Here is a 22,581-nt window from a genome sequence, read left to right as displayed (position 1 = left end):
CAGCGGAATAGAGGATCATCGAGGAAAGGGGAATGCATCATGGAAGAGCAAGCTAGGATGACGCGCCGTTCGTTCATCGGAGGAGCTGCCGTCGCGGCGGCGGGGCTGGCAGCCACGGGGCTGGCAGCATGCGCGAGCCCGCAGCAGCAGGGGCCAGCCGCCACGTCGGGTGGCGAGGATTGGGACGAGGAGTACGACGTCGTCGTATGCGGTGGAGGGATCGCCGGCCTCGCCTCGGCCATCACGGTGGCCACCGAGGGCGACGGCGCGACGTGCCTGCTGCTGGAAAAGGACGTGTCGGCGAACGGCAACAGCCCGTTCTGCGCAGGCAGCATGCTGTACTGCGAGGACCCGGACGAGTTCCTGGTGTACCTCGACGCCATGATCGGGGACAGCACGCCTGACGACGTGAAGAAGGCGTTCGCCGACGAGCTGGCCCACAACCTCTCCTGGCTGTACGAGCTGGGAGCCCAAGAGGATTGGCTCGAGGTGGGCCCGCCTGACGACTCGAAGCTGGGCGAGTGGCCCGAGCTGCTGAACGACAACACGTACGGCCGCATCAAGTTCAAGACCGACGGCGAGGGTCCTTCCCACGTGTTCCAGTTCTTCCTCGACGTGATGCAGCAGCACGAAGCCATCACCTTCAAGTCATCCACGGCCATGGAGTCGCTCGTGCAGAATCCCGAGACCAAGGCCATCGAAGGCGTCGTGGCGAACGGTAAGCGCTACAAGGCGAGCAAGGGCGTCATCATGTGCACGGGAGGCTTCGAGAGCGACGCAGAGATGCTGTACAACTACACCGGCGTCAAAGGCGTGTTCCCTTATGCCGGCAAGGCGAACACCGGCGACGGACATCGCGCCTGCATGAAGGTGGGAGCCGATTTCTGGCACATGGCCGGCGGAGCGCAGTACTGGATGGCCCTGCGCGACCTGACGAACACGAAGTTCGTCTCCACCGTGTGGAACTTCACGACGAAGCAACACGGCATCACCGTGGGCGTGAACGGGCGCCGCTTCTACCAGGATTACGACGCCTGCTCGTGCCCCACCACGCCCTACGCAGAAGCCGATTCCGACCCGAAGCTCAACGTGGGCTACCGCCACGGCATCACCCAGTTCGGCGGGAACTGGACGCACCTGCCCTTCCCCGAGAAGGCGTGGTTCCTCTTCGACGCCGAGGGCCTGTCCGCAGGCGCCTTCCCCGCCGAGAAGTCGGCCGATCCCGTCGCCGACGGTTGGGCGCTGAGCGCTGACAGCGTCGAAGCGTTGGCCGCCGCCATCGAGGTGCCCGCCGACGAGCTGGCGAAGACGGTGGACCAGTGGAACGAGTTCTGCGATCAAGGCGAGGACCTGGCCTTCTACCGTCCTGCCGACACGTTGCAGAAAGTGGCGACGCCGCCGTTCTACGCCGTGCTGTGCGTGCCCTCCATGCTCAACACCGACGGCGGCCCCGTGCGCGGCCCGAAGGCCGAGATCCTCGACCCGTTCGGCGAGCCCATCCCGCACCTGTTCTCGGCCGGAGAATTCGGCTCGGTGTGGGGACACCTCTACCAAGGCACCGGCAACGTCGGCGAATGCGCCGCGTTCGGCCGCATCGCCGCCCGCAGCGCGCTCTCCTCGTAACCCCGACGGCGGCTCGGCGCCCGGGACGGCCTCTCTTTCGCCGCTCCGGGTTCGCGCTTTCATGAAACATGGGCGCAAAGGGGCAGCTGTGACAATTTCAAGCGCGACCGAAGGTCGTTCGCACCGTGCTTCCGTAAAGCGTCTTGGCATATGCCCAGGTCGCGAAAAGCAACGAGCCTCCATGATTCATGTTTGCCATGGAGTACTTTGTCATGGCTCCCCTTTTGCGCCCACTCCATGCCCGCCCACGGCTTCGGCAACGGTACGGTGCCCGTGTCGAGGCCGGGAGCAGGATGCATGGTATCGTGAGGACATGGAAGACGAGCGACAAGATACCGGGAGCGCATGGGCTCGCATGTCGGGGCGGCGGCGCCTCATCGTCGTCGGGCGCTGGGCGCTCGTCGTCGCATGGGCGGCCGTCGTGTACTTCGGGCCCGCCGTGAGCGCGCCCTCCGCCGTCGCGTACTTCATCGAGTTCGCGGTGCTCAGCTTCCTCTTGGCCAACGCGCTGTGGCAGCACATGGGCCTGCTCACCGCCTGCGCTGCCGCCGTCCTGATCACCTGCGTGCTCGGCATCGCCGACGGCGCGGTGTCGCTCCTGGTGCCCGACCACCCCTTCAGCTTCTTCGACTGGCTCGTCGGGGCCGGCGGCGCGCTCGTGGGCGGCATCGCAGCGCACCCCGCGCTGCGCGTCATCGACAGCTTCGTCTCGTCCGACCTCTGACGCCCCTCCGTTTCCAACCGAACGTAACGGCTGCGACTCGCGACGCTCACGCCGTGCGCCCTCCCGCTGCGCCGTCGTCCTCAAGGCGTAGGGTGCTGCGAGGAAAGACGACCCCGAGCAGAAGGAGGCAGCCATTGAACGCGAAAGAAGGAAGCGCCCGCCCCGCGGCGCTCGGCCGAGGGCTCGACACCCTCATGGGAAACGAGGAGGAGCGCGACGCGCCCTCCGCTGCGGGAATATCGGAGGAGCGTCCGTGCGGGCACGGCGCGTGCCTCGTCGGCGGGCTCATCGCCAGCGGGGCGGCAGGCGCCCTCGCCGTCGCGGCGTTCACGCTCCTCGGCGTGCGCGCGGTGCTGGCGATGGGCCGCTAATAGCCGGCAAAGCGGGTCCCGCATGAGAAACGCCGTCCGCCCGGGCGGCGTTTCTCGTTTCACGAGACGGTTCGGACCGAAATGCGTCATGATGGTACGAGTACCCCCCGAGGAACACGGAGAGACCATGCCCGACAACCCCGCATATCGGCAGCATCCCAACGACCCGCTGCACGGCATCACGCTCGAAATGATGCTCAAGCAGCTCGTGAACAAGTACGGCTGGGACGGCTTGGCCAAGCGCATCAGGATCAACTGCTTCAAGAAGGATCCGAACTTCAAAAGCTCGCTGTCGTTTTTACGCAAGACGCCCTGGGCGCGCAACAAGGTGGAAGAGCTGTACAAGAACTCGAGATTCTGGGTGGATCTATAGATTGCCAAACATCTGATTTGACGTAAAACGTCATATTCATATTGTTTAACGTCATATTATGGCGTATGCTGGGGGCATCCGAGAGCGAGGAGGCCCTTATGGACAAAATGCGGGCGAAGATCAAGGCGACCAGCATGACCGCGTTCGTCGCGATCCTCTTCATCGCGCTCATGTTCGGCATTCGGACGTCGATCCTCATCGTCGACTGGCTGACGACCGGCGGCGCTCTGTCGAACCCCGACTCCGCGCGCTGCGGCATGGGCCTCCTCAGGGACGGCTTCCTCATCGCGCTGGGCATGTACGTCGCTTTCGTCTTCCTGCGCATCAACCGTGAGGAGACACCGTTCTTCGCCGCGCTGCCGCGCAAGATCAAGGCATCGGCCGTCCTCCTATTCGCAGCGCTCACCGTGCCGAAATGGCTGTACTGGGCGGTCGTCAGCATCCAAACCGGAATGCTGTCCGGCGCGCTCGTGGACGAATCGGTCATGTTCGCATTCATGCTGGCCGCCGTCGTGTTCTGCCTCGGCCAGATACTCGAGTACGGGTATCTCGTCCAGGACGAGAACTTCGAGATCATCTAGGAGGGCGGCATGGCTATCGTGCTGCGCCTCGATCGGATGATGGCCGATCGCAAGGTCTCCCTGGGCGAGTTGGCCGACAAGGTGGGCATCGCCGACGGCAACCTGTCGAAGCTCAAGAACGGCAAGGTCAGCGGCTTGCGCTTCAAAACGCTCAACGCCATCTGCAAGGAGCTCGACTGCCAGCCCGGCGACCTTCTGGAGTTCGTCGACGACGAGGACGCGTGATCGCAGGTAACGGCGCGTTCAGCTCGCGGAAACAATATCCCGCCTGCTCGCAGACGAAGGCCGGCTCGGCGCTCACCGTGCGATACCGTACGCACATGGACGCGAGCAAGACATCCCCGAACGATTCCCGCCCGAGCTCGGCGCGCGGCGCCGTGCGCTGGATCGTCGCGCTCGGCTGGGCGGGCCTCGTGGCGTTCGCCCTCCCCGCCGGCGAGACCCCCGCGGGCCTGGCGCTGCAGGCCGTCGCGTATTTCGTCCTCTCCTTCCTGCTGGTGAACGCTTTGAGGCGGCGGATGACGGTCAGGTCGGCCTGCGCCATGGCCGTGATCGGGGCATGCCTGCTCATATCCTGGTCGGAAGCGCTCGAGAGCATCGTGCTCGACCAGCCGGTCCCCGACACGCTGGTGCCCGGCTTGATCGGGTCGATCGTCGGGGCCGCAGCCGCCTTCCCCGCCTTCAAGCGCATCCGCCGCGCCGAGAGCCTGCGCGCCGCCCGGCGCGAACGGGACCGCGCCGCCCGCTAGGCGCCGCCCGCCCCCCTCGAAGCTTTCCCGCCGCGCGCGCGGGCGAGCTTCTCCCTCCCCTTCCCCCGGTTTTCTGCTACCGTGGACGCGAAGCACTCGAAGGGAAGGACGCACCATGCGCATGTTGCTCGTCGAAGACGATGCGGCCATCGTCGCCAGTTTGACGGATCTGCTGCGGTCGGAAGGCTACGAGACGGCATCGGCCGCCAGCCAGGACGAGGCCGTCGCCCTGCTGGACGCGGAGCGCTTCGACCTGGCGCTCGTCGACATCGCGCTGGCGCAGGGCAACGGATTCGCCGTATGTGCCGCCGCCAAGGCGTGCGAGCCGGCGCCCGCCGTCATCTTCCTCACGGCCTCCGACGACGAGTACAGCACCGTGGCCGGCCTCGATATGGGCGCCGATGACTACATCGCCAAGCCCTTCCGCGCCCGCGAGCTGACCTCGCGCATACGCTCGGTGCTGCGCCGCGCGAACGCCTCCGCGTCGCTCTTGCGCCTGGGCGACGTGGAGATCGACGCGGGCGCGGCATGCGTGCGCAAGGCCGGGCGCGACGTGGCGCTGACGGCGCTCGAGTACCGGCTGCTGCTGCTGTTCGCGCAGAGCCAGGGACGGCTCGTGACGCGCGAGCACCTGCGCAACGCCATCTGGGACAGCGCCGGCGAGTACGTGAGCGACAATACGCTGAGCGTCTACGTCAAGCGGCTGCGCGACAAGGTGGAGGACGACGCTGCGAACCCCCGCTTGATCCTCACCGTGCGCGGGCTGGGCTACCGGACGGAGGCGTGACATGGGGCTTCTGAGGAACCGCTCGTTCGCCTTCCAGCTGGCGCTGCTCGCGGGCGCGCTCGCGGCCGTCGCCGCGGGCGCTGCGGCGATCGAAGGGCCGCGCGCAGGGCTGTGGACGCTCGCGTCCGGCATCGCGGCCTGCGCGCTGTTCACAGCGTTCTCCGCGCGCCGCTACCGCCAGATCGCGCGCCTGGCCGCCGAGGTGGACGAGGTGCTGCACGACGGGCGGCGCATCGACTTCTCCGACTACCGCGAAGGCGACCTCGCGGTGCTCAAGAACGAGCTGGCGAAGATGGTGACCGCTCTGCGCGCTGCCTCCGAGCGCCTCGACGCCGAGAAGAGCGCACTGGCCGACGCCTTGGCGGACGTTTCGCACCAGATACGCACGCCTCTCACGGCCATGGGGCTGCTCATCGGCTCCGTCGAGCGCGCCGACGACGAGGCCGAGCGCACGCGGGCGCTCCGCGAGCTGGAATCCCTCGTGCACCGCGTGGGCTGGCTCGTCACCGCGCTGCTGAAGCTGGCGAAGGCCGACGCCGGGGCCATCCGCGTGCAAACGAGCCCCGTGGACGCGGCGAAGCTCGTGCGCGACGCGCTGGCCCCGCTCGCCGGGGCCTTCGACCTGCGCGACGTGGCCTGCGAGACGGACGTGGAGGACGGCGCGTCGTTCACGGGCGACGCCGCCTGGTCTGCCGAGGCGCTGGGCAACGTCCTCAAGAACTGCATGGAGCACACCCCGGCGGGCGGCACCGTGCGCGTGCGCGCCGTCGAGGACGCCGTCGCCTGCCGTCTGCGCGTCGCGGACACGGGGCCGGGCATCGCGGACAAGGACCTCCCCCGCCTGTTCGAGCGCTTCTACCGCGGAGAAGGCTCCGAGGGGTTCGGCATCGGCCTCGCGCTCGCCCAGGCGCTCACGGTCGCCCAAGGCGGCACGCTGCGCGCGGGCAACGACCGCGAGACGGGCGGCGCGCGCTTCGACTTCACGTTCCCGAAGGTGGTCGTGTAGGCTTCCGCCCCGACTGCGGAAGACGGCGCCGGCAGGGAGCGTCGCGGCTAGCGGCCGCACGGGAGCGTTCGGCCCCGCGTCTTCGCCGCACCGCACCCGCTGCCTTGCCGCCCCGTCGCCCGCCCAGGATGACGATTCTGTCACCCGGCGTTCACGCCTGCGCAAGCGCGGGCTGCCACACTGTTCCGTAGACTGTCAGCGAGAAAGGCTCATCATGGACATTCTGACCATCGACCATCTCACCAAGGTGTACGGAAGCGGCCCCACGGCGCTCACGGCGCTCGACGACGTGTCGTTCAGCGTGGCGGCCGGCGAGTTCGTCGCCATCGTCGGCTCGTCGGGGTCGGGCAAGTCGACGCTTTTGCACCTCATGGGCGGCGTCGACCGCCCCACCTCGGGCACGGTGCTGCTGAACGGCGCGGACGTGTACGCGCGCTCCGACGAGGAGCTTGCGGTGCTGCGCCGCCGCGACGTGGGGCTGGTCTATCAGTTCTACAACCTCATCCCCGTGCTCAACGTGGTGGAGAACATGACGCTGCCCGTGCTCATGGACGGGCGCGCCGTGAACGAGGAGCGCCTCGGCATGCTGCTGGGGGCCTTGGGCCTGCGCGGCCATGAGCGTTTCCTGCCCAACCAGCTGTCCGGCGGCCAGCAACAGCGCGTGGCCATCGGGCGCGCGCTCATGAACGCCCCGGCCGTGGTGCTGGCCGACGAGCCCACCGGCAACCTCGACTCGAAGAACTCGCGCGAGATCATGGCGCTTTTGCGCGAATCGAACAGGCGCTTCGACCAGACGCTCGTGGTGATCACCCACGACGAGGACATCGCCTGCATGGCCGACCGCGTCATCGCCATCGAGGACGGGCGCGTCTCCTCCGACGAGAGGCGGCGGTGATGGCGGGCATATTCACGCGCTTCACCCTGCGCACCCTCGCGCGCAACCGCGTGCGCACCGCCGTGACGGTGATCGGCATCGCGCTGTCCGCGGCGCTCCTGGCCGCCGTGCTGACCAGCGTTGCCAGCGTGCAGGCGGGGATGCTCGAGCGCACGCGCGCAACCGAGGGGTCGTGGCACGTGTTCTCCTCCGAGGTTCCCGGGTCCGCCGTCGACGCGCTCGCGAAAAGCGACCGGGTGAGCGGCCTCGCCACGTTCGCGAAGGGCGGCTCGGCGGCGCTGTCGGAGCAAGACGCCCGTTACCTGGGCCCTTTCCTCACGCTCAAGAGCCTGCCGACCACGGCAAAGGGCGCAGACGAGCCCGACGGCGCGCCGTTCGCCCTCATGCCCGAGCTCGTGGAGGGCGGCTGGCCTCGAACGGGCGACGAGATCGTGCTGCCCGGCTACTTCAAGGGCGAGACGCTCGGCGCCGACGGCGAAGGAGGCGTGGCATCGGACGGCCCCGTGGAAGTGGGCGGCATCGTGACGGCCGACCTGGGGGCGCGCACGACCGACGGCGAAGAGGAGACGATCGTCGACGCCCGGCCCCGCACGCTCACGGTGACGGGTTTCTACGAGCACCAGCCTTCTTACCTCGCGAACAACTACACGGCCGCCAGCTCGTCGTCCGTCGCGCTCAACGCCGCCGATTCCCCCGCGACCGTCGCCGATGCCGACGGCGAGCCGCTGATGGGCGCGTACGTCGTGACGCAGGGCTTCGGCAGTCGCGACGAGATGCAGGCGTTCTTCGAGGAGACGACCGGACTCGAGAACGTCGAGACCACGCTGTACCACACGAACCTGTTCGCGTACCTCGGCATCGCCGACAACCGCCCCATCTGGGGGACGCTGTGGATGGTGGCGGCCGTCCTCGCCGCGGTCATCGTCGTGGCGTCGGTGTCGCTCATCTACAACGCGTTCGCCATATCGGTTGCCGAGCGCACGCGGCAATTCGGCCTGTTGGCCTCGCTCGGCGCCTCGAAACGCCAGCTGCGGCGCACCGTGTTGACGGAAGCGCTGCTGCTGGGCCTCCTCGGCGTGCCCCTCGGCCTGTTCGCGGGCGTGGCGGGCACGGCGGGCGTGTTCGCGGCGTCGCAGGAGGCGTTCGCCGCGATGCTGGGGGCGGGCGCGACGGGCCTTCGCGTGCACGTGGACGCGGGCGCGCTGGCCGTAGCGGCGGGCCTGTCGTTCGCGACGCTGCTGGTGAGCGCCTGGGTGCCGTCGGCCCGAGCCGCGCGCGTGTCGGCCGTCGATGCCATCCGCCAAACGCAGGACGTGCGCCTGTCGAAGCGCGCCGAGCGGGCCGCTTCCTCGAAGCGTCGCGCAGAAGGTGCGCCCGTGCGGCTCGGCCTCGCAGGCAGGCTCTTCGGCGTTCCCGGCTTCGTCGCCCACCGCAACCTCTCGCGCGCCGCCGCGCGCGGGCGTACCGTGGTGGCCTCGCTCGCCGTGAGCGTGGCGCTCGTGGTGGTCACCGGCAGCGTGGCGCTGTACCTCGCGCCGCTGTCCGAGCGGGCCGGCAGCACGAACGGGGCCGCGAGCGGGGCCGACATCGTGGTGTCGGCGCACGCGAACAGCTCCGGCATGCGCGACGTCGGCGACCTGTCGGACAACGCCGCCGCCCTGGACGAGTTCCTCGCCCGCGCGAGCAGGATCGACGGCCTCGAGCTTATCGGATCGTGCCGCCAAGGGCAGGCCGAGGGCATCGTCGAGGCACGCATGATAACGGACGAGGCGCGCCGAGCCCGCGCAGCCTACGACGGGCAGGTGAGCGCCGGCTGGGTGCCGCCCTCGTTCGGCTCGGACGGAACCTATTACGGCAGCGTCAACGTCTTCTACGTCGACGAGGCGTCCTGGAACGGGCTCGTGGCCGACCTGGGCCTCGACGCGGACGCGTACGACGACCCCGCGAACCCGCGGGCCATCGGCCTGAACACCTACCAGGACACGATGCCCGACGGCACCTACGTGTCCACGACGCCGTTCGCGGCGACGGGCGCGATCGACCTGTTCGCCATCGAGGCGCGCGAGGGGTTCAGCATCATGGGCGTCCAGGAGGGCGCGGACGGACGCCCCGCCGTCGGCTACCTCGACCAGGCGCAGGACGTCGGAGACGGAGCCGGGCTGACCGTGGCCTCCGTGGACGAGGCCGCCACGGTCGCTTCCCTCGAGATCGGCGCACTCGTCTCCGAGGAGCCCGATGCGGTCAACGCCATCTCGGGCAACAACCAGTTCCCCTCCATCATCCTGCCGGAGAGCGTGGCCGCGAGCGCCGTCGGGCGGGGCGACTATCACGAGAACCCCTTCACGTACTCGTTCGCCGGCTTCTCGTTCACGGCGGCCGACCACGAGAAGGCCGCGGCCGAGCTCGAGGAGATCGCACGCGACTACGCCGACGGCATCTCCGTCAACGTGAACGACGTCGCGGAGCATGCGCGTCAGAGCCGCCTGATCATGCAAGCCGTCCAGCTGTTCGTGCTGTGCTTCTCCGTCATCACGACGCTCATCGCCGTGGCCAACGTGTTCAACACGCTGGCGAACGGGATCATCCTGCGCACGCGCGAGTTCGCCACGCTGCGCTCGATCGGGATGGGCAACCGCGCCTTCGCCCGCATGCTGGCCTACGAATGCGCGAGCTACGCGCTGCGCGGGCTGGCGATCGGCCTGGCCGCAGCCGCCGTCGCCACCTACGGGCTGTACCGTGCCACGTCCTTGGCGTTCGCCGGGCTCTCGTTCGCCCTGCCGTGGGGCCACGTGGGCGCCGCCGTGGCCATTGTGTTGGCGGTGCTGGCGCTCAGCGTGGCCTACGCCCTGCGCCGCTCCCACGCCGCGAGCATCGTGGACTCCCTGCGCTCCGACGCGATCTAGGCGACGTCGGGCGCGCCTCCCTCTCGGGTCGGGCGCGCCCTACGTCGCCCGGTGCGCGCCCTCAGCGTGCGCGCACCGTCTTCACGACCGAGTCGACGGCGTCGATCGCGAGCGCGAGCACGATGAAGCCGCAGAACGCGATCTGCGCGTTTGACACCGCCCAGAGCACAGGCCCGTTCGGCGCATCGCCCGACGCCTGCATCGCCTGGAGGATCGCCTGGCTGTCGACCAGCTGGAAATTCGTCAGCCAGAAGACGGCGAGCGCCGCGACCACGAGGTTGCTCACGAGCGTGACGGCCAGCAGACGGGGCGTGTAGCGGCCCTCCACCAGCTTGAAGCTCTCGGCGCCGATGCACACGACCGTCCAGGCGATGATGACCCATGCCGACGAGCGGATGGCCTCGGTATCGAAGGGGTCGAACGGCACGCCGTCGCCGCGATGGCTGAGCGCGTTCAGCACGTCGGGGAACAGCAGGAACACGATGGCGCCCACGATGGAGAACACGATCCCGGCCACCGCGTCGCCGCGCGCCGGGTTCTTCGACTCGCGCGGTACGGGCGGCAGATCGTCGAGCGAGCCCATCACCTCCACGTCGACGCCGCGACGCGAGAAGAAGGCGAACAGCAAGGTGACGAACGCGAAGGCGAAGACGAGCGCCGCGATCAGCGAGCCGACCGCTTCGAGCACGCTTCCGAGCACGCCGCCCTCCGCGCCCGTCGCCAGCGACAGCGCGCCGGCCACGAGCATGCCGCCGGCCACGCAGGCCAGCACGATCTTCAGCACGTAGAGGTACTGCGCGTAGTACGGCTGGCCGATGAGGCACGCGTCCTCGTCGGCGGTGTACTTGCGCACCACCTCGCCGGGGGTTCCCAGCTCGGTGAGCACGACGCGCACGTCCTTCGCCGTGGGCGGCAGGTTCCCGCAGCGCTCGTCGAGCATGTCGGAGATGAGCGTGCGCAGCTCCTCGGCCACGTCGGCGCGCTGCTTGGCGGGCAGCCGCCGCGTGATGGCGTACAGGTAGCGCTCGATCAGGTCGTTATCGTTCAACATGGTCCCGGTCCTCTCCTTCGGCCAAAGCGGCCGCGTCTCCGTCGCGCTCCCCGGCTTCCAACAGCTTGTCAACCCCGCCGCACAGCACGCGCCATTGGGCTTCGACCTCGCGCAGCACGCGCAGGCCCTCGTCGGTGGTGCGGTAGTACTTGCGCGGCTTCGAGCCGCCGTTGTCCCAAACGCTTGCCAACAGCCCCTGCGACTCGAGGCGCCGCATGAGCGGGTACAGCGTGTTCGCCTCGATGGGAATGCCGTGGTCGGCCAGCGATTTCACCAACGCGTAGCCGTAGGCCGGCTCGCGCAGCTGGCTCAGCACGAGCATGACCAGCGTGCCGCGCCGCAGCTCGAGGACCATGCTCGATACGATGTCGTCGTGCGCCACCCCTCCCCCTTCCGATTCCGTCTCGACGATTCGGCTCTGCGCCGACGCGTCAGATAGTGTGTGTTGCACACTATAACATAGATCGCACGGTAATGTGCGTCACACACTATAAACTGTAATTTCATGCTGGCAGACGATGATTGGCGCGATCCGGATGAGCTTTGAATGGCCTGATGCGACGAGGATCCGACGCGGTTCGCATTGACCCGGGCGGCAGCGCGAAGGTCGAAGGGCGCTTACAAGCCGTCGGAGGGTCGCACGCTGCCCTGCTCTTTGAAACACGGTAATGAAATCGAAAATATTTTCTGATATTTTACCGTACCGGGCGATCAAGGTCCCGAAACCATCTCCGAAGGCGGGAAAACCGCCCGATACAGCATGAAAAGCCGCTTCCTGCGCGGTTCGAGGGCAGGCTCCGGACCGTAATCCTAAGATTCGGTAATATATCGAGAAATAATTGCAGATCTTTTACCGTAGCATCCCCCACAGCCAGGTATAAGCTAGCGCTTCCGACGCCCTCGGGCGACTGCGCGCAAGGCGCATGGGGTATACTCGTCATCATCGATACTCGACCAGTCAGCAAAGGAGGCAGCCCATGCACCGCATGACCGACAGCGAGTTCGAATCGGCCGTGGAGGAAGCGCTCGAGCGCATTCCCGAACGGTTCCTCGATGCGCTCGAGAACGTGGCCGTCGTCGTGGAGGACGAACCGAACGACTACCATCTCGACGCCCTCGACGACCCCGACTGCCTGGGAGCCTCGATGGTGGACGACGAGCTGCTGGGCCTGTACGACGGCGTGTCGCTGCCTGATCGCGCCGACGGCTACGACGGCGACATCCCCGATGTCATCACCGTGTTCAAAGGCCCGCACGAGCGCTGCTTCGGCTCGCGCGAAGAGGTGGTCGAGGAGATCGGGAAGACGGTCGTGCACGAGATCGGCCACTACTTCGGCATCGACGACGCGCGCCTGCACGAGATGGGATACTAAGCGACTTCCCGAAAGAACAAACGACCTGCATATACACCCGCACCATTTCACGTATAATTCCCTCAGATCATTGCCGAACACGAGGAGGACTTCCGAATGGATCCCAACAAGCGCCCTGAAGACATGGAGCGAATTACCACGCCCGAGCTGGCGACCGCGTTCATCGACGAGCAAGTGGAAGCCGTGCGCGCCCAGGTAGGCGACCAGAAGGTGCTGCTGGCGCTGTCCGGCGGCGTGGACTCGTCCGTGGTGGCGGCGCTCTTGATCAAGGCCATCGGCAAGCAGCTCATCTGCGTGCACGTGAACCACGGCCTCATGCGCAAGGGCGAGAGCGAGCAGGTGGTGGACGTGTTCCAGAACCAGCTCGACGCGAACCTCGTGTACGTCGACGCCACGGACCGCTTCCTCGCGCTGCTCGACGACGTGGCCGAGCCCGAGGCGAAGCGCAAGATCATCGGCGCCGAGTTCATCCGCGTGTTCGAGGAGGAGGCCCGCAAGGTGGGCGACGAGGTGAGCTTCCTCGCGCAGGGCACCATCTACCCCGACATCCTGGAGTCCGACGGCGTGAAGGCGCACCACAACGTGGGCGGCCTGCCCGACGATCTGCAGTTCGAGCTGTGCGAGCCCGTGAAGCTGCTGTACAAGGACGAGGTGCGCGTCATCGGCCGCGAGCTGGGGCTCCCCGAGGGCATGGTCGAGCGCCAGCCGTTCCCGGGCCCGGGCCTGGGCGTGCGCTGCCTCGGTGCCATCACGCGCGACCGCCTCGAGGCGCTGCGCGAGGCCGACGCCATCCTGCGCGACGAGTTCGCCGCGGCCGGCCTCGAGGGCAAGGTGTGGCAGTACTTCGTGAGCGTCCCCGACTTCCGCGCCACCGGCGTCCGCGACGGCGTGCGCGCCTTCGAGTGGCCCGCCATCATCCGCGCGGTGAACACGGTGGATGCCATGACGGCGGAGGTTCCCGAGCTGGATTGGGCGCTGCTGAAGAAGATCACCGCCAGGATCCTCGCCGAAGTCCCCGGCATCTGCCGCGTGTGCTACGACCTCACCCCCAAGCCCATCGGCACCATCGAGTGGGAATAGGCGTCTCGCAGCAGTGTCGACCGCTCGACCGAATACCGCTCGTTGCCTGACTATCGTCTTCGGGATGGCGTTTTACTGGTCGACGGTCGACATCACGCGCGTCGACTACTTCATTTCCCTGCAAGCCGGAACGAGCAACGGCGCATTTGCCGCATTCGCCGCCTACTGCGCCGTTGCCGTCACGGTCATCGCCCTTTTATTCGCCAAGCGAAAGCGCGTCGAATCTCTCTTCAGAGAAAAGAGCTGGCTCGTGCCGGCTCTTTCGTTTGTCGCCAGCCTCGGCGTCGCGCTCTTCCTGATCCCCTTCAGAAGCGAAGGCCTGGCATTTTGGATAGCGCGGCTCTGCGCGAGCACGGCCCCCATACTCTGGTTCATCGTCATCACCTTCGCATGGGGGCGTACGATAATCCAAGAATCCGCTCGATTCGGCATGATGGTCCCCCTCCTCTCGTTCGCGATGGGAATCGCCATAACCCTGTGCAGCCTGCTGCCCGAGCCCATCGGCAGCGCGATCATAATCGCCACGCCGCCCATCACGAGCATACTGTGGCAGCTTTCGGCGAACAGGGACGATGGCGACCCGCCGACCTCGAGCCGATTGGCCGATTTGGAGAATGCCCAAATCCCCACCTTCATCGTGTGCGGCGTCTTTTTCTGCACGGCGGCGTTCGCCCACGACTTCGTCAACTACAGCGGCAGCCGCGCGATCACGGCTCCCTTCACGCAGTGGGTGGCGGTCTCCACTTCGATCACGTGCGTGGTTTTGCTGTCTGCGGCGCTTGCCATAAGCTCGCAGAGCAAGAACCACGACCATGCCTTCATCGTCGCGTGGTCGACTATCGCCGTAGCGTTCTTCGGATGCCTGTTCGCCGCCGCCTTGGGGGCGTTTCCCAGCGAAGAGGGGGCGGCGGCTGTCTTGGCGGCGTGCTTCATGTGCTTCAAGCTGCTTCTCTGGATATTCACGGCAAGCGTCGCCCGCAACTCCCAAGTGTCGAGCGTCACCGCGTTCAGCGTACTGTATCTGCCGATCAACGTGCTCATGGTGGCCGTCGTGGGCACGGTGCTCCCCATCCTTCTCCAGCTTGAGGAAGCGGCCGTCTCCACCTACCGCGAAGAGGTGCTCCTGATGCTGGCCTTCGCGTTGATCATCGTGGCCTTCGTGTTTTTCGTGCGCTACGCCCCCGCGCTCAGCGAAGCGATCCTCGAATCAGCCAAAAGCACCTCGAACTACGAGATACTGTCGCACGTGGCGGACGAAAAGGAGCTCACCGCGCGCGAAACGGAAATCGTCTTGCTGATATCCCAGGGCTACACCTCGAAAACGATAGCCGAGATGCTGTACGTATCGCCGGAGACCGTGCGCACGCACACGAAGCGTATCTACCGCAAGCTCGGGATCCACAACAGGCAGGACATTATCAAGTTCGTGAACTCTCGTAGCAATTGATCAGGCATGATGCCTAAATCCCTCATTATGGGGTACGAAGATCCCTCACTTTCTGCACCCTGTTTTCGGCAGAACTTGCAATACTCGATGGAGATTGGAAGCCAAGACAGGTTGCACGAAAAGAGAGAGGGGCAGATCAATGTCTGGATTGAAGAGTTTGTCGCGCAGGAGCTTTCTCAAGGGGAGCGCCCTTCTGGGCGCCGGCATCGTCGGCTCTGCGAGCATTACCGCATGCGCATCCGAAGCATATGCCGACTCGGTCGCATGGGACCGGGAAACCGACGTCCTCGTCGTCGGAAGCGGCTTCGCCGGGTACTCCGCAGCCCTGCATGCGCACGATGCCGGCGCCGAGGTGCTGCTCATCGACAAACGCGGAAGCGACGGGGGGAACTCCCTCAAATGCGACGGCGATTTCGGCGTGTGCGGCTCGTCGGCGCAAAAAGAGCATGGGATAGAAGACTCCGTCGACGCCTACGTCAACGACATGCTCGTGGCGGGCCTGTATATCAACGACGTCGAGAAGTGCCGCACGATCGCGGAGAGCACGAACGGCATCTACGAGTGGTTGAACGACCTTGGCGTTACGTGGGTGCAAGACGGCGAGGGCAAAACCGAGGTGCTGCCCTACGGCGGGCATTCCATCCGCCGCACGCTCAAAGCGGAGGGCGCGGGCGCCGCGATCGTCGGGGCCCTCAGAACCGAGGCGAACGCGAAGGGCCTGGAGGTCGAATGCCACCTTCTGCTTACCGAACTCGTCAAAAACGACGAAGGCCGCGTCATCGGAGCCAAGGTCGTGAAGAACAACGAGACCCAGGAACGCTCCGACAGCCCCCACGGGCAATGCATCAACATCAAAGCGAGGAAAGGGGTCGTGCTGGCGACCGGCGGCTTTGGAGGAGATGTCGCGTGGCGGATGCAGCACGATCCGAGGCTCGACGAAACGGTTGGGGACACCAATCGCTCCGGCGCGAACAGGGAGGCTTTGGAGCCGGCCCTGCATGCCGACGCCCTGGCCGTCCACATGGATTGGATCCAGCTGGGGCCCTGGTGCAGCCCCGACCTTGAGACCTACGGCCCCGACGGCACCTACATCGACGCGGGATTTCCCTACGGGCCCGTCGTGGCCCCTCAAACCGGCAAGCGCATCGTGAACGAGCTGACCGACCGAAAGCGCTACTGCGATGCGATCCTCGCGAACGAGGAGCCGCTGATCCAGATCGTCGACGAACGCAATCTGCCGGAATGGTCGTTGGAGTACCTGGAGAAATGCATCGATGCCGGATGCACGTGGCGGATAGACTCGATCGAGGAGATCGCCGAAAGGTTCGACATCCCGCTCGAAGCCCTGCAAACCGAGATAGCCCGCTACAACACGTTCGTCGCCAACAAGGTCGACGAGGATTTCGGCAAGGCGATTCCCGAAGACGCCCTCCCGGTCGAAGAGCCTCCCTATTGCGTGACGCGCGTTTGGCCCCGAGTCCACCACTGCATGGGCGGCGTGAAAACCGATGCGGATTGCCGCGTCATCGACATCTCCCTCCAACCGATCGAAGGCCTGTTCGCGGCAGGGGAAGCAACCGGCGGCGTGCACGGAGCGTGCCGGCTCGGCTCGTGCTCCATCGCGGACTGCCTCGTCAACGGCTCCCTGGCAGGCCAGAACGCAGCCCAAGCGGAAAGCTGGTGCTAGAGCCCGGCATCGAACCGGGATTGAAATGCCCTTCGCTCCGAAAACGACCCTGCCGTCGATCCCGTCGACAGGGTCGTTTTTCGATCGGCACGCAGACTCCGGCCCGTTCGGATCGTCCACGCGCCTGACGCGGAACCGCCCTCGGCCGTGAGCAGGTACGGTTTCCAGAGCGGGCACGTGCGCCAGCCGTCCGCAAAGCCCATACGCTCCTGGTTGCGCAACGAGAGCCCGAGGACCATGTCCAATAGCCGCTTGCGCCAGCCCGCGTCGGGGGCGACGCGCTTAAGCAGATAGCTCAACACGGTGAGCGTGCCGAACATCTTGGCGTTTCCCACCTCGTAGGGCTCGTGCCATTCCGACGCCTTCGGGATCATGGGCGGGTTGCCGATAACCCTGTTCCACAGACGGCCGTGATGGGCGCAGATGTTGCGTACGGTGTTGACTGTCACGAGCCACGAGTCGAGAACTTTGGCGCTCACACCCAGGTCGCCGGCGATGCGCTGCCTGACCTCCACAGGAGAGCCCCTGAAGAGCGTGACCACCATGCCGAAATCCATGACGTTCGCAAGCATCCAGTACGGCGGCAGGTCGTGCACGTCGCCGTACGCGCCGTGGAAGTGCTTTGCGAAGGGCTCGCCGCCCCTTGCGCGCTCGTAGGCCTCCCTGCACTTTGCCATGAACCGCTCGTACCGATCCGTGCTGAGACGGGGGAGGTTTGCGTTGTCGAGGAAGCCGAATGGGCCGGTTCGCTCCGCGAGGAGGTACGCGAGCTGCGTACGCATGTAAACCTCGACGCGCTCTACCGCGTCGAGAACCACCAGGCGGAACTGCCGATCGAACACGTAGGTATCCCAGACGCGTTGGAACGTTGTGCCCTCCCAAAACTCGTCGGAGTCGCGCTTTTTGTAGAGGTGCCAGTAGCCGCTCAGACGATAGTAGCCCACATCTTGAAGATGACGGATGAGCACGTCACGGTCTGCAGCCATGCCTCGATCCTTCATGAGAAGGTCGGCCTGCTGCTCGAACGTGAGAAACGGCTTCGCGTACTCCATGGGCTAAAGTCCTTCAAATAGGCGAAAACCCGCCAGTGTGCATCGCTGAGAGGCCGGGCGGGCTTACTGGGGCCATCTTACCACGAACATTGGCGCCCCGGTCAAGATTCACTGGCTATTCCGCAGACAATCGCGACGACCGCGTTGACGTACCCCCCCTCGCCCCGCAATCAGGAGGAAACCATCGCTCGAACGAGCGCCATGCCTTGCCGCTCAGTGCCCTCCGAATACCGGCAGATCCATCGTGTCCAGCTTCGCATCGATCGCGGCGACCTCGCTGTCGCTCAAAGCGATTTCCGCCGCCCCGAGGTTCTCACGTAGGCGATCCGGCTTCCTGCTGCCCGGAATGGGGATGATGCAAGGTTTCTTGCATAGCATCCAAGACAGCGAGATTTGCGCCGGCGTCGCGCCCTTCTCCCCCGCCATCGCTTTCAGCATCTCCAGCAGATCGCGCCCTTTCTCAAAGCCCTCTTTCGTGTACTGTGGCATGCCGCTGCGAAAGTCCGCTCCCTGCTCGAATGTGCTGTCCGAGCCGTACCGTCCCGTCAAAAAACCGTTTGCCATAGGGGAGAAGGCGACGAAGGCGATGCCGAGCTCCTCCACCGCGGAAAACAGCCCCTCATGCCAGCGGGCCATCATCGAGTAGCGGTTTTGGATGGCGGCGACCGGGCAGACCGCATGGGCGCGCCGCAGGTAATCCTCGCTTGCTTCCGAGATGCCCCAAGACTTGATCTTGCCCTCCCTGATCAGTTCCGCCATCGTTTCTGCCACCGTCTCCGGCTCCACCTCGGGGTCGATGCGGTGCTGGTAGTACAGGTCGACGCATTCGATCCCCAGACGCCTCAGGCTGCCCTCGAGCGATCGCCGGATAGCCGCAGGGCTGCTGTCCAGAATCAAACGATCGCCCCCGTGCCTGACGCCGCACTTGGTGGCGATGGCAACGCCGTCCCGCACAGGCCTCAAAGCCTCGCCCACCGCCTCCTCGTTGTAGGCGGTGGAGCCGTCTGGATACGTGCCCGTGTAGCACTCGGCGGTGTCGAAGAAGGTATAGCCCATCTCGTAGGCTTCCCGTATCACCTTTGCGCCCTCGTCAATGCGCATGGGCGCGCCGCTGGCGTGGGTGACGCCCATGCACCCCAGGCCGACCGCCGAGACGCGCAGCCCGCTATTGCCCAACCTACGTAATTGCATCTTGTTCGCCCTCCCTTTTTGAATTCCCTCGCCATATCAGCCGGCAGCGCACGAGTCGGTCGTATACACAAGCGCAGGCTGGTAGACGGTTCCGCGCAAGTCGCTCGTCGCCCATCCGCCGTCTCTATTCCGGCCGAAGCGGGCCGTAGTAGTAGCTGGCGGTGGCGCCGCCGTCGATGAGGAAGTCGCTGCCGGTGATGAACGCGCCCCGAGGGCTCATGATCAGCTCGGCGAGCGCGCCCACCTCGTCCGCGGTCCCGGCGCGCCCGGCCGGGCATTTGGCGAACATGTTCTTGTAGAAACCGCCGCGCGGGCCGTTGAGCTCGTCGACGGCGAGCGGCGTCACGATGATGCCCGGGCTGATGGAGTTGATGCGCGCGCCGCGCTCGCCCCAGCGCACCGCCTCGCGCATGACGCGCTTCTCGTTGCAGCGCTTCGCCAGCTGGTAGGCGTGCAGCGTGTCGCGCACGTTTTCGCACTGAAGCAGGTCGAGCGATAGCAGCTCCTCGCAAGGCGTGATCGCAAGCAGCCGATCCTCCTCGGCGCTCAGCTGCGGCATGCGCTTGCCCGACTGGCTAGAGATGGTGACGCCCGCACCGCCGGACATGATGACCCTGCCCACCTCTTCCAGCAGCACCGCCGTGCCGTACAGGTCCACCCTCAAGATGGCCTCGACCGGCGCCTGACTGGGCGACACGCCCGCCGCGTTGACGAAAAACTCGATGCCGCCGAGCCCCCGCCCCCTTTCGATGAACGCCAAGATGGACTCGCGGCTGGCGAGATCCGCCTCCGTCCATTCGCAATCGAAGCCCGCTTCGCCCATCGCCCTTGCCATGGCCTCGGCGTTCGCGGGGTCCTTGTCCCCCACGAGGATCTTCTTCCCATACCCGATGCGCCGCGCGATGGCCATCCCGATCTGCCCCGCGCCCATCCACAAGACGACGTTCTTATCCACAGGACCTGCCTTCCTCTCCGTCTTTCACGAGGTAAGCATATCCCGCAATAATCAAATTAACAATTCGATTATTGCACCTGTATAATAAGCTAGACTTATTCATCCCCGGAAAGGGCTCCTCATGGACTCACGCCAGCTCGCCTATTTCTGCGCCGTGGTAAGGCTCGGCAGCTTCACCAAAGCGGCGGAGGAATGCCGGATATCCCAGTCGGCGATCTCCCAGCAGATCAGGGCACTCGAGACGAACCTGGGCTGCGAGCTGCTCGAGCGGCGCGGCAGGCGCTTCTCCCCCACGCAGGCGGGAGCGCTTCTGGCGCGCAAGGGGGCGACCGTCCTCGCCCAGCTGTCGGAGATCGAGGCGGAAGCCTACGACGTCGCCCACGGCAAGCCCCGCCGGCTCACCGTGGGGTACCTCAACCGCTACGACGGCTGGGAGGTGGCGGGCGCGGTTGCCGCCTTCGCCCGCAGGCACCCCGGATGCGAGGTAGCCGCCGTCGCCGGCAGCCACGACCAGCTCTACCGCGACGCCCTCGAAGGCAAGGTCGACCTTGTGTTCAACGACAGGCGCAGATCCCTCTCGCCCGACTGGGAGAACGTCCATCTTGAAACGTGCTACCGCTACGCCGAGGTGTCCGAGGCGAGCGCGCACGCCCGGGACGACCATGCGACCTGCGGGGCGCTTTGCGATCTACCTTGCATTATCGTGTGCGAGCGATCGCGCTTCGAAACCGAAGCCTCCTGGTGGCGCGACGTGATGAACTTCGACGGGGAGCTCATCCGCGCGTCAAGCACGGACAAAGGCCGCATGATGGTGGCGGGAAACCGCGGCTGGCTCCCGACGGAATCGCGAGAGAAATCGGAGGCTGCGGGCAGCATCATAAGGCGGATCCCCCTCCACGACGCGAATGGGCACTCGGCGAGCGAGTACTACGCCTTCTGGCCGAAGGCGAGGGGAAACGCCCTGGTGGCCGAGTTCGCCGAGATCTTAAGGGAGCTGTTCGATTGGCAGCCCTCCACGATCATCGCACGCGAAAAAACCATGAGCATAATTCGTACCAAATTCGTACCACCCGGTGACCCAGCCCCATAAGAAATTGCTTTCGCAACCCTCTGAACTGCACAAACATAGCAAGGAAAGAACCCTTTATCTGTATACGATTACCGAGTGAGAATAGGCTATTGAATGTCTGCGAAATGGAAGCTATATTACGTTGAATCGGATGGCTACGAAGATTGTTTTGTGGTTGCCAAGAATAAGCGGAGCGCCATCAGAGTAGATCGCGATATGAATGACTTTGAAACGAAGGATCTCAAAGCTACGCTGATTTGCGACATCCCCGACAATCTAGAAGAAGTCGCAGATGCTCGTTTTCTTGAATGGTCGAGGAAGAATGCTCCCTCGCAGGTGAGCAAAATTGAGTCCGGGAAGCTTCACGCTTGGCCATATTATCCAGACCAATGGCTCTTAAAGGAATTGGGCGCCTCCTTTCGAGTAGCGGAAGGAGCTGAAGAAATCTTATTAGATGGCGTTGTATACTCCTGCGATTCCAGTGGTCTGCATCATACTAGGACTATTGGAGTGAGAGCTCTATGGAAGTTCAATCCTGATCTTCCTAAAGTGGTACCGATCGATGAAGAAACAGCTGATATCAAGACTATTATTTACCAAATGCTCGGCATGGCTCTCAGGGAGTCGCAGGAGATTGAATGGTTTCTGAATCATTCGTTTGTTTTTGCATTCTCAGACAAGCAACGCCGCAAAATAGAGACGATTAATGAGGCTATCGAATATTGGAGTCATAAGACGCTGGGCGCGATGGTCAACATCATGAAAGAGTCTTTCGAGTTTTCTGAGGATGTGGATAACGGCTTTAAACTCTTTATCGATATGCGAAACCGCCTAGTACACGATATTTTAATGAGCGAACGATACAGCATCGATACGAATTGGGGTCAAAGAGAATTAATAGCCTATCTCGATTTGTTTCTGACGTTATGCGAGCCTATAAAAGAAATAGCGACTGCATGTTGCGATGTCAGCTTTGCACTGGGCGAGGACTTGTTCGGTGACAGTATTCCAAATTGGGAAAGAAATCCAAATCTAACCGGATTGTTTTCTGCTAGTTTTACCATGAAGTTGCATTGATCATGTTTTGCATGCAAGCCATTTGTCACTATTGCAGTTCGCTGCGAAAGCGCATCAACTTCTAGATGAGCTTGACGAGAGCGGCAGAAAAAGCAAGTCCCTGATTCTTTGCAAGCAAAGGCATTGGCACAACCATATTATGTTTCAATCCCAGTCCCCTCGTTGAAAAGAGACCTGTCGTCGACACCATTAGAGACTTAAGAGCCAACATTCAAAAGCATCATTTTACGCGATACCGGGCACTACCGTAGGTCAATATCGCCGATTATCTCTCCTCACTCACGAACGACATGACGATAATCGAAGAGAACGTCGCGATACCGTTCCTCAACGCCATTCGATACGCCATCATCTTCATGCCGACCATCGCGGCAATCCTGCTGTACGTGGCTTACAACATGTCCGGCTGGCGAAGCTTCACCCATCCGTGCAAAACGGCCGCGCGCGGCACGGTGTCCACGCTACCGCTCACCTTTGGGCTGACCATTGTGTTCGACCTGGTGTAGCACTCGCCGAAAAGCAGATTATTATCAATAAGGTAATATGATCGGAGCATTTTCTACTAGTCTCATTTATTGTTACAAGTT

24 protein-coding genes are annotated in these 22,581 nt (G+C 64.6%); 18 read left to right on the top strand and 6 right to left on the bottom strand.

Features of this window, described 5'->3' with window-relative positions; all coding sequences use genetic code 11:
* Window positions 1-39 precede the first annotated feature (39 nt).
* The 11 genes from C1A15_RS10105 to C1A15_RS10055 all read left to right on the top strand — a co-directional run bounded on the left by C1A15_RS10105 (window position 40) and on the right by C1A15_RS10055 (window position 10,012).
* On the top strand, window positions 40-1,623 hold the full coding sequence (locus C1A15_RS10105) for an FAD-dependent oxidoreductase (protein ID WP_101722449.1): 1,584 nt from the start codon (window positions 40-42) through the stop codon (window positions 1,621-1,623).
* A gap of 313 nt (window positions 1,624-1,936) precedes the next feature.
* Complete coding sequence (locus C1A15_RS10100) at window positions 1,937-2,347, top strand: Tat pathway signal protein (protein WP_101722448.1); 411 nt, start codon at window positions 1,937-1,939, stop codon at window positions 2,345-2,347.
* Between the two features lie 134 nt (window positions 2,348-2,481).
* Window positions 2,482-2,718: a hypothetical protein gene (locus tag C1A15_RS10095; protein WP_101722447.1), complete on the top strand. Its 237-nt coding sequence runs from the start codon at window positions 2,482-2,484 to the stop codon at window positions 2,716-2,718.
* A 127-nt stretch (window positions 2,719-2,845) separates the two neighbouring features.
* Window positions 2,846-3,091 carry a VF530 family protein gene (locus C1A15_RS10090; protein WP_101722446.1) on the top strand — a complete coding sequence of 82 codons (246 nt, stop codon included), beginning with the start codon at window positions 2,846-2,848 and terminating at the stop codon, window positions 3,089-3,091.
* A gap of 98 nt (window positions 3,092-3,189) precedes the next feature.
* Window positions 3,190-3,672 (top strand): hypothetical protein, encoded by a 483-nt coding sequence (locus C1A15_RS10085; RefSeq protein ID WP_101722445.1) that lies wholly within the window; start codon window positions 3,190-3,192, stop codon window positions 3,670-3,672.
* 9 nt (window positions 3,673-3,681) lie between these two features.
* Complete coding sequence (locus C1A15_RS10080) at window positions 3,682-3,897, top strand: helix-turn-helix domain-containing protein (protein ID WP_101722444.1); 216 nt, start codon at window positions 3,682-3,684, stop codon at window positions 3,895-3,897.
* Window positions 3,894-4,421, top strand: a complete 528-nt coding sequence (locus tag C1A15_RS10075) for a VanZ family protein (RefSeq protein WP_101722443.1) — start codon at window positions 3,894-3,896, stop codon at window positions 4,419-4,421. Before C1A15_RS10080 ends, C1A15_RS10075 begins: the two co-directional genes overlap by 4 nt.
* 115 nt (window positions 4,422-4,536) lie before the next feature.
* Complete coding sequence (locus tag C1A15_RS10070) at window positions 4,537-5,208, top strand: response regulator transcription factor (RefSeq protein ID WP_101722442.1); 672 nt, start codon at window positions 4,537-4,539, stop codon at window positions 5,206-5,208.
* A gap of 1 nt (window position 5,209) precedes the next feature.
* Complete coding sequence (locus C1A15_RS10065) at window positions 5,210-6,214, top strand: sensor histidine kinase (RefSeq protein ID WP_101722441.1); 1,005 nt, start codon at window positions 5,210-5,212, stop codon at window positions 6,212-6,214.
* Window positions 6,215-6,428: 214 nt separating this feature from the next.
* Complete coding sequence (locus tag C1A15_RS10060; protein WP_101722440.1) at window positions 6,429-7,109, top strand: ABC transporter ATP-binding protein; 681 nt, start codon at window positions 6,429-6,431, stop codon at window positions 7,107-7,109.
* The gene (locus C1A15_RS10055) at window positions 7,109-10,012 is read left to right on the top strand and encodes an ABC transporter permease (RefSeq protein WP_101722439.1); all 2,904 of its coding nucleotides are present in this window, start codon (window positions 7,109-7,111) and stop codon (window positions 10,010-10,012) included. Before C1A15_RS10060 ends, C1A15_RS10055 begins: the two co-directional genes overlap by 1 nt.
* Before the next feature lie 61 nt (window positions 10,013-10,073).
* Here C1A15_RS10055 and C1A15_RS10050 read toward each other — a convergent pair whose 3' ends face one another.
* Entirely contained in the window at window positions 10,074-11,063 is a 990-nt protein-coding gene (locus C1A15_RS10050) for an HAAS signaling domain-containing protein (RefSeq protein WP_101722438.1), read from the bottom strand.
* Window positions 11,050-11,445, bottom strand: a complete 396-nt coding sequence (locus C1A15_RS10045) for a PadR family transcriptional regulator (protein WP_101722437.1) — start codon at window positions 11,443-11,445, stop codon at window positions 11,050-11,052. Before C1A15_RS10045 ends, C1A15_RS10050 begins: the two co-directional genes overlap by 14 nt.
* Window positions 11,446-12,040: 595 nt before the next feature.
* On the opposite strand from C1A15_RS10045, the gene C1A15_RS10040 reads away from it, so the two are divergent.
* Window positions 12,041-12,436 carry a metallopeptidase family protein gene (locus C1A15_RS10040; protein ID WP_101722436.1) on the top strand — a complete coding sequence of 132 codons (396 nt, stop codon included), beginning with the start codon at window positions 12,041-12,043 and terminating at the stop codon, window positions 12,434-12,436.
* 96 nt (window positions 12,437-12,532) lie between these two features.
* Window positions 12,533-13,516: a glutamine-hydrolyzing GMP synthase gene (gene guaA, locus C1A15_RS10035; protein ID WP_101722435.1), complete on the top strand. Its 984-nt coding sequence runs from the start codon at window positions 12,533-12,535 to the stop codon at window positions 13,514-13,516.
* Window positions 13,517-13,678: 162 nt separating this feature from the next.
* On the opposite strand, the gene C1A15_RS17015 is transcribed toward guaA, so the two are convergent.
* Entirely contained in the window at window positions 13,679-13,891 is a 213-nt protein-coding gene (locus C1A15_RS17015; protein ID WP_180953067.1) for a hypothetical protein, read from the bottom strand.
* Window positions 13,892-13,946: 55 nt separating this feature from the next.
* On the opposite strand from C1A15_RS17015, the gene C1A15_RS10030 reads away from it, so the two are divergent.
* Window positions 13,947-14,963, top strand: coding sequence for a helix-turn-helix transcriptional regulator (locus C1A15_RS10030; RefSeq protein WP_180953066.1), 1,017 nt, complete (start codon window positions 13,947-13,949; stop codon window positions 14,961-14,963).
* Between the two features lie 139 nt (window positions 14,964-15,102).
* Entirely contained in the window at window positions 15,103-16,650 is a 1,548-nt protein-coding gene (locus C1A15_RS10025; protein WP_101722433.1) for a flavocytochrome c, read from the top strand.
* Here C1A15_RS10025 and C1A15_RS10020 read toward each other — a convergent pair.
* From C1A15_RS10020 to C1A15_RS10010, 3 genes are all read right to left on the bottom strand, one after another.
* Window positions 16,647-17,702 (bottom strand): Abi family protein, encoded by a 1,056-nt coding sequence (locus tag C1A15_RS10020; RefSeq protein WP_101722432.1) that lies wholly within the window; start codon window positions 17,700-17,702, stop codon window positions 16,647-16,649. The genes C1A15_RS10025 and C1A15_RS10020 overlap by 4 nt on opposite strands.
* A 213-nt stretch (window positions 17,703-17,915) precedes the next feature.
* Window positions 17,916-18,893 carry an aldo/keto reductase gene (locus C1A15_RS10015; RefSeq protein WP_101722431.1) on the bottom strand — a complete coding sequence of 326 codons (978 nt, stop codon included), beginning with the start codon at window positions 18,891-18,893 and terminating at the stop codon, window positions 17,916-17,918.
* Window positions 18,894-19,017: 124 nt separating this feature from the next.
* Window positions 19,018-19,848 carry an SDR family oxidoreductase gene (locus tag C1A15_RS10010; RefSeq protein ID WP_101722430.1) on the bottom strand — a complete coding sequence of 277 codons (831 nt, stop codon included), beginning with the start codon at window positions 19,846-19,848 and terminating at the stop codon, window positions 19,018-19,020.
* Window positions 19,849-19,969: 121 nt separating this feature from the next.
* Here C1A15_RS10010 and C1A15_RS10005 point away from each other — a divergent pair, with 121 nt between their 5' ends.
* The 3 genes from C1A15_RS10005 to C1A15_RS09995 all read left to right on the top strand — a co-directional run bounded on the left by C1A15_RS10005 (window position 19,970) and on the right by C1A15_RS09995 (window position 22,500).
* On the top strand, window positions 19,970-20,938 hold the full coding sequence (locus C1A15_RS10005; RefSeq protein WP_101722429.1) for a LysR family transcriptional regulator: 969 nt from the start codon (window positions 19,970-19,972) through the stop codon (window positions 20,936-20,938).
* 93 nt (window positions 20,939-21,031) lie between these two features.
* Window positions 21,032-21,994, top strand: coding sequence for a hypothetical protein (locus tag C1A15_RS16830; RefSeq protein ID WP_146001845.1), 963 nt, complete (start codon window positions 21,032-21,034; stop codon window positions 21,992-21,994).
* Window positions 21,995-22,284: 290 nt separating this feature from the next.
* Window positions 22,285-22,500, top strand: a complete 216-nt coding sequence (locus C1A15_RS09995) for a hypothetical protein (protein WP_101722427.1) — start codon at window positions 22,285-22,287, stop codon at window positions 22,498-22,500.
* Window positions 22,501-22,581: the final 81 nt, after the last annotated feature.

The sequence above is a fragment of the Eggerthella timonensis genome, from assembly GCF_900184265.1.
Classification (GTDB): Bacteria; Actinomycetota; Coriobacteriia; order Coriobacteriales; family Eggerthellaceae; genus Eggerthella; species Eggerthella timonensis.
This window is presented reverse-complemented; position numbering and strand designations above follow the sequence as displayed.

Coding starts and splice junctions, on each gene's coding strand:
- C1A15_RS10105 (WP_101722449.1), top strand. CDS start 40: ATGGAAGAGCAAGCTAGGATGACGCGCCGTTCGTTCATCGGAGGAGCT.
- C1A15_RS10100 (WP_101722448.1), top strand. CDS start 1,937: ATGGAAGACGAGCGACAAGATACCGGGAGCGCATGGGCTCGCATGTCG.
- C1A15_RS10090 (WP_101722446.1), top strand. CDS start 2,846: ATGCCCGACAACCCCGCATATCGGCAGCATCCCAACGACCCGCTGCAC.
- C1A15_RS10085 (WP_101722445.1), top strand. CDS start 3,190: ATGGACAAAATGCGGGCGAAGATCAAGGCGACCAGCATGACCGCGTTC.
- C1A15_RS10080 (WP_101722444.1), top strand. CDS start 3,682: ATGGCTATCGTGCTGCGCCTCGATCGGATGATGGCCGATCGCAAGGTC.
- C1A15_RS10070 (WP_101722442.1), top strand. CDS start 4,537: ATGCGCATGTTGCTCGTCGAAGACGATGCGGCCATCGTCGCCAGTTTG.
- C1A15_RS10065 (WP_101722441.1), top strand. CDS start 5,210: ATGGGGCTTCTGAGGAACCGCTCGTTCGCCTTCCAGCTGGCGCTGCTC.
- C1A15_RS10060 (WP_101722440.1), top strand. CDS start 6,429: ATGGACATTCTGACCATCGACCATCTCACCAAGGTGTACGGAAGCGGC.
- C1A15_RS10055 (WP_101722439.1), top strand. CDS start 7,109: ATGGCGGGCATATTCACGCGCTTCACCCTGCGCACCCTCGCGCGCAAC.
- C1A15_RS10050 (WP_101722438.1), bottom strand. CDS start 11,063: ATGTTGAACGATAACGACCTGATCGAGCGCTACCTGTACGCCATCACG.
- C1A15_RS10040 (WP_101722436.1), top strand. CDS start 12,041: ATGCACCGCATGACCGACAGCGAGTTCGAATCGGCCGTGGAGGAAGCG.
- guaA (WP_101722435.1), top strand. CDS start 12,533: ATGGATCCCAACAAGCGCCCTGAAGACATGGAGCGAATTACCACGCCC.
- C1A15_RS17015 (WP_180953067.1), bottom strand. CDS start 13,891: ATGAACCAGAGTATGGGGGCCGTGCTCGCGCAGAGCCGCGCTATCCAA.
- C1A15_RS10030 (WP_180953066.1), top strand. CDS start 13,947: ATGATGGTCCCCCTCCTCTCGTTCGCGATGGGAATCGCCATAACCCTG.
- C1A15_RS10025 (WP_101722433.1), top strand. CDS start 15,103: ATGTCTGGATTGAAGAGTTTGTCGCGCAGGAGCTTTCTCAAGGGGAGC.
- C1A15_RS10020 (WP_101722432.1), bottom strand. CDS start 17,702: ATGGAGTACGCGAAGCCGTTTCTCACGTTCGAGCAGCAGGCCGACCTT.
- C1A15_RS10015 (WP_101722431.1), bottom strand. CDS start 18,893: ATGCAATTACGTAGGTTGGGCAATAGCGGGCTGCGCGTCTCGGCGGTC.
- C1A15_RS10005 (WP_101722429.1), top strand. CDS start 19,970: ATGGACTCACGCCAGCTCGCCTATTTCTGCGCCGTGGTAAGGCTCGGC.
- C1A15_RS16830 (WP_146001845.1), top strand. CDS start 21,032: ATGTCTGCGAAATGGAAGCTATATTACGTTGAATCGGATGGCTACGAA.
- C1A15_RS09995 (WP_101722427.1), top strand. CDS start 22,285: ATGACGATAATCGAAGAGAACGTCGCGATACCGTTCCTCAACGCCATT.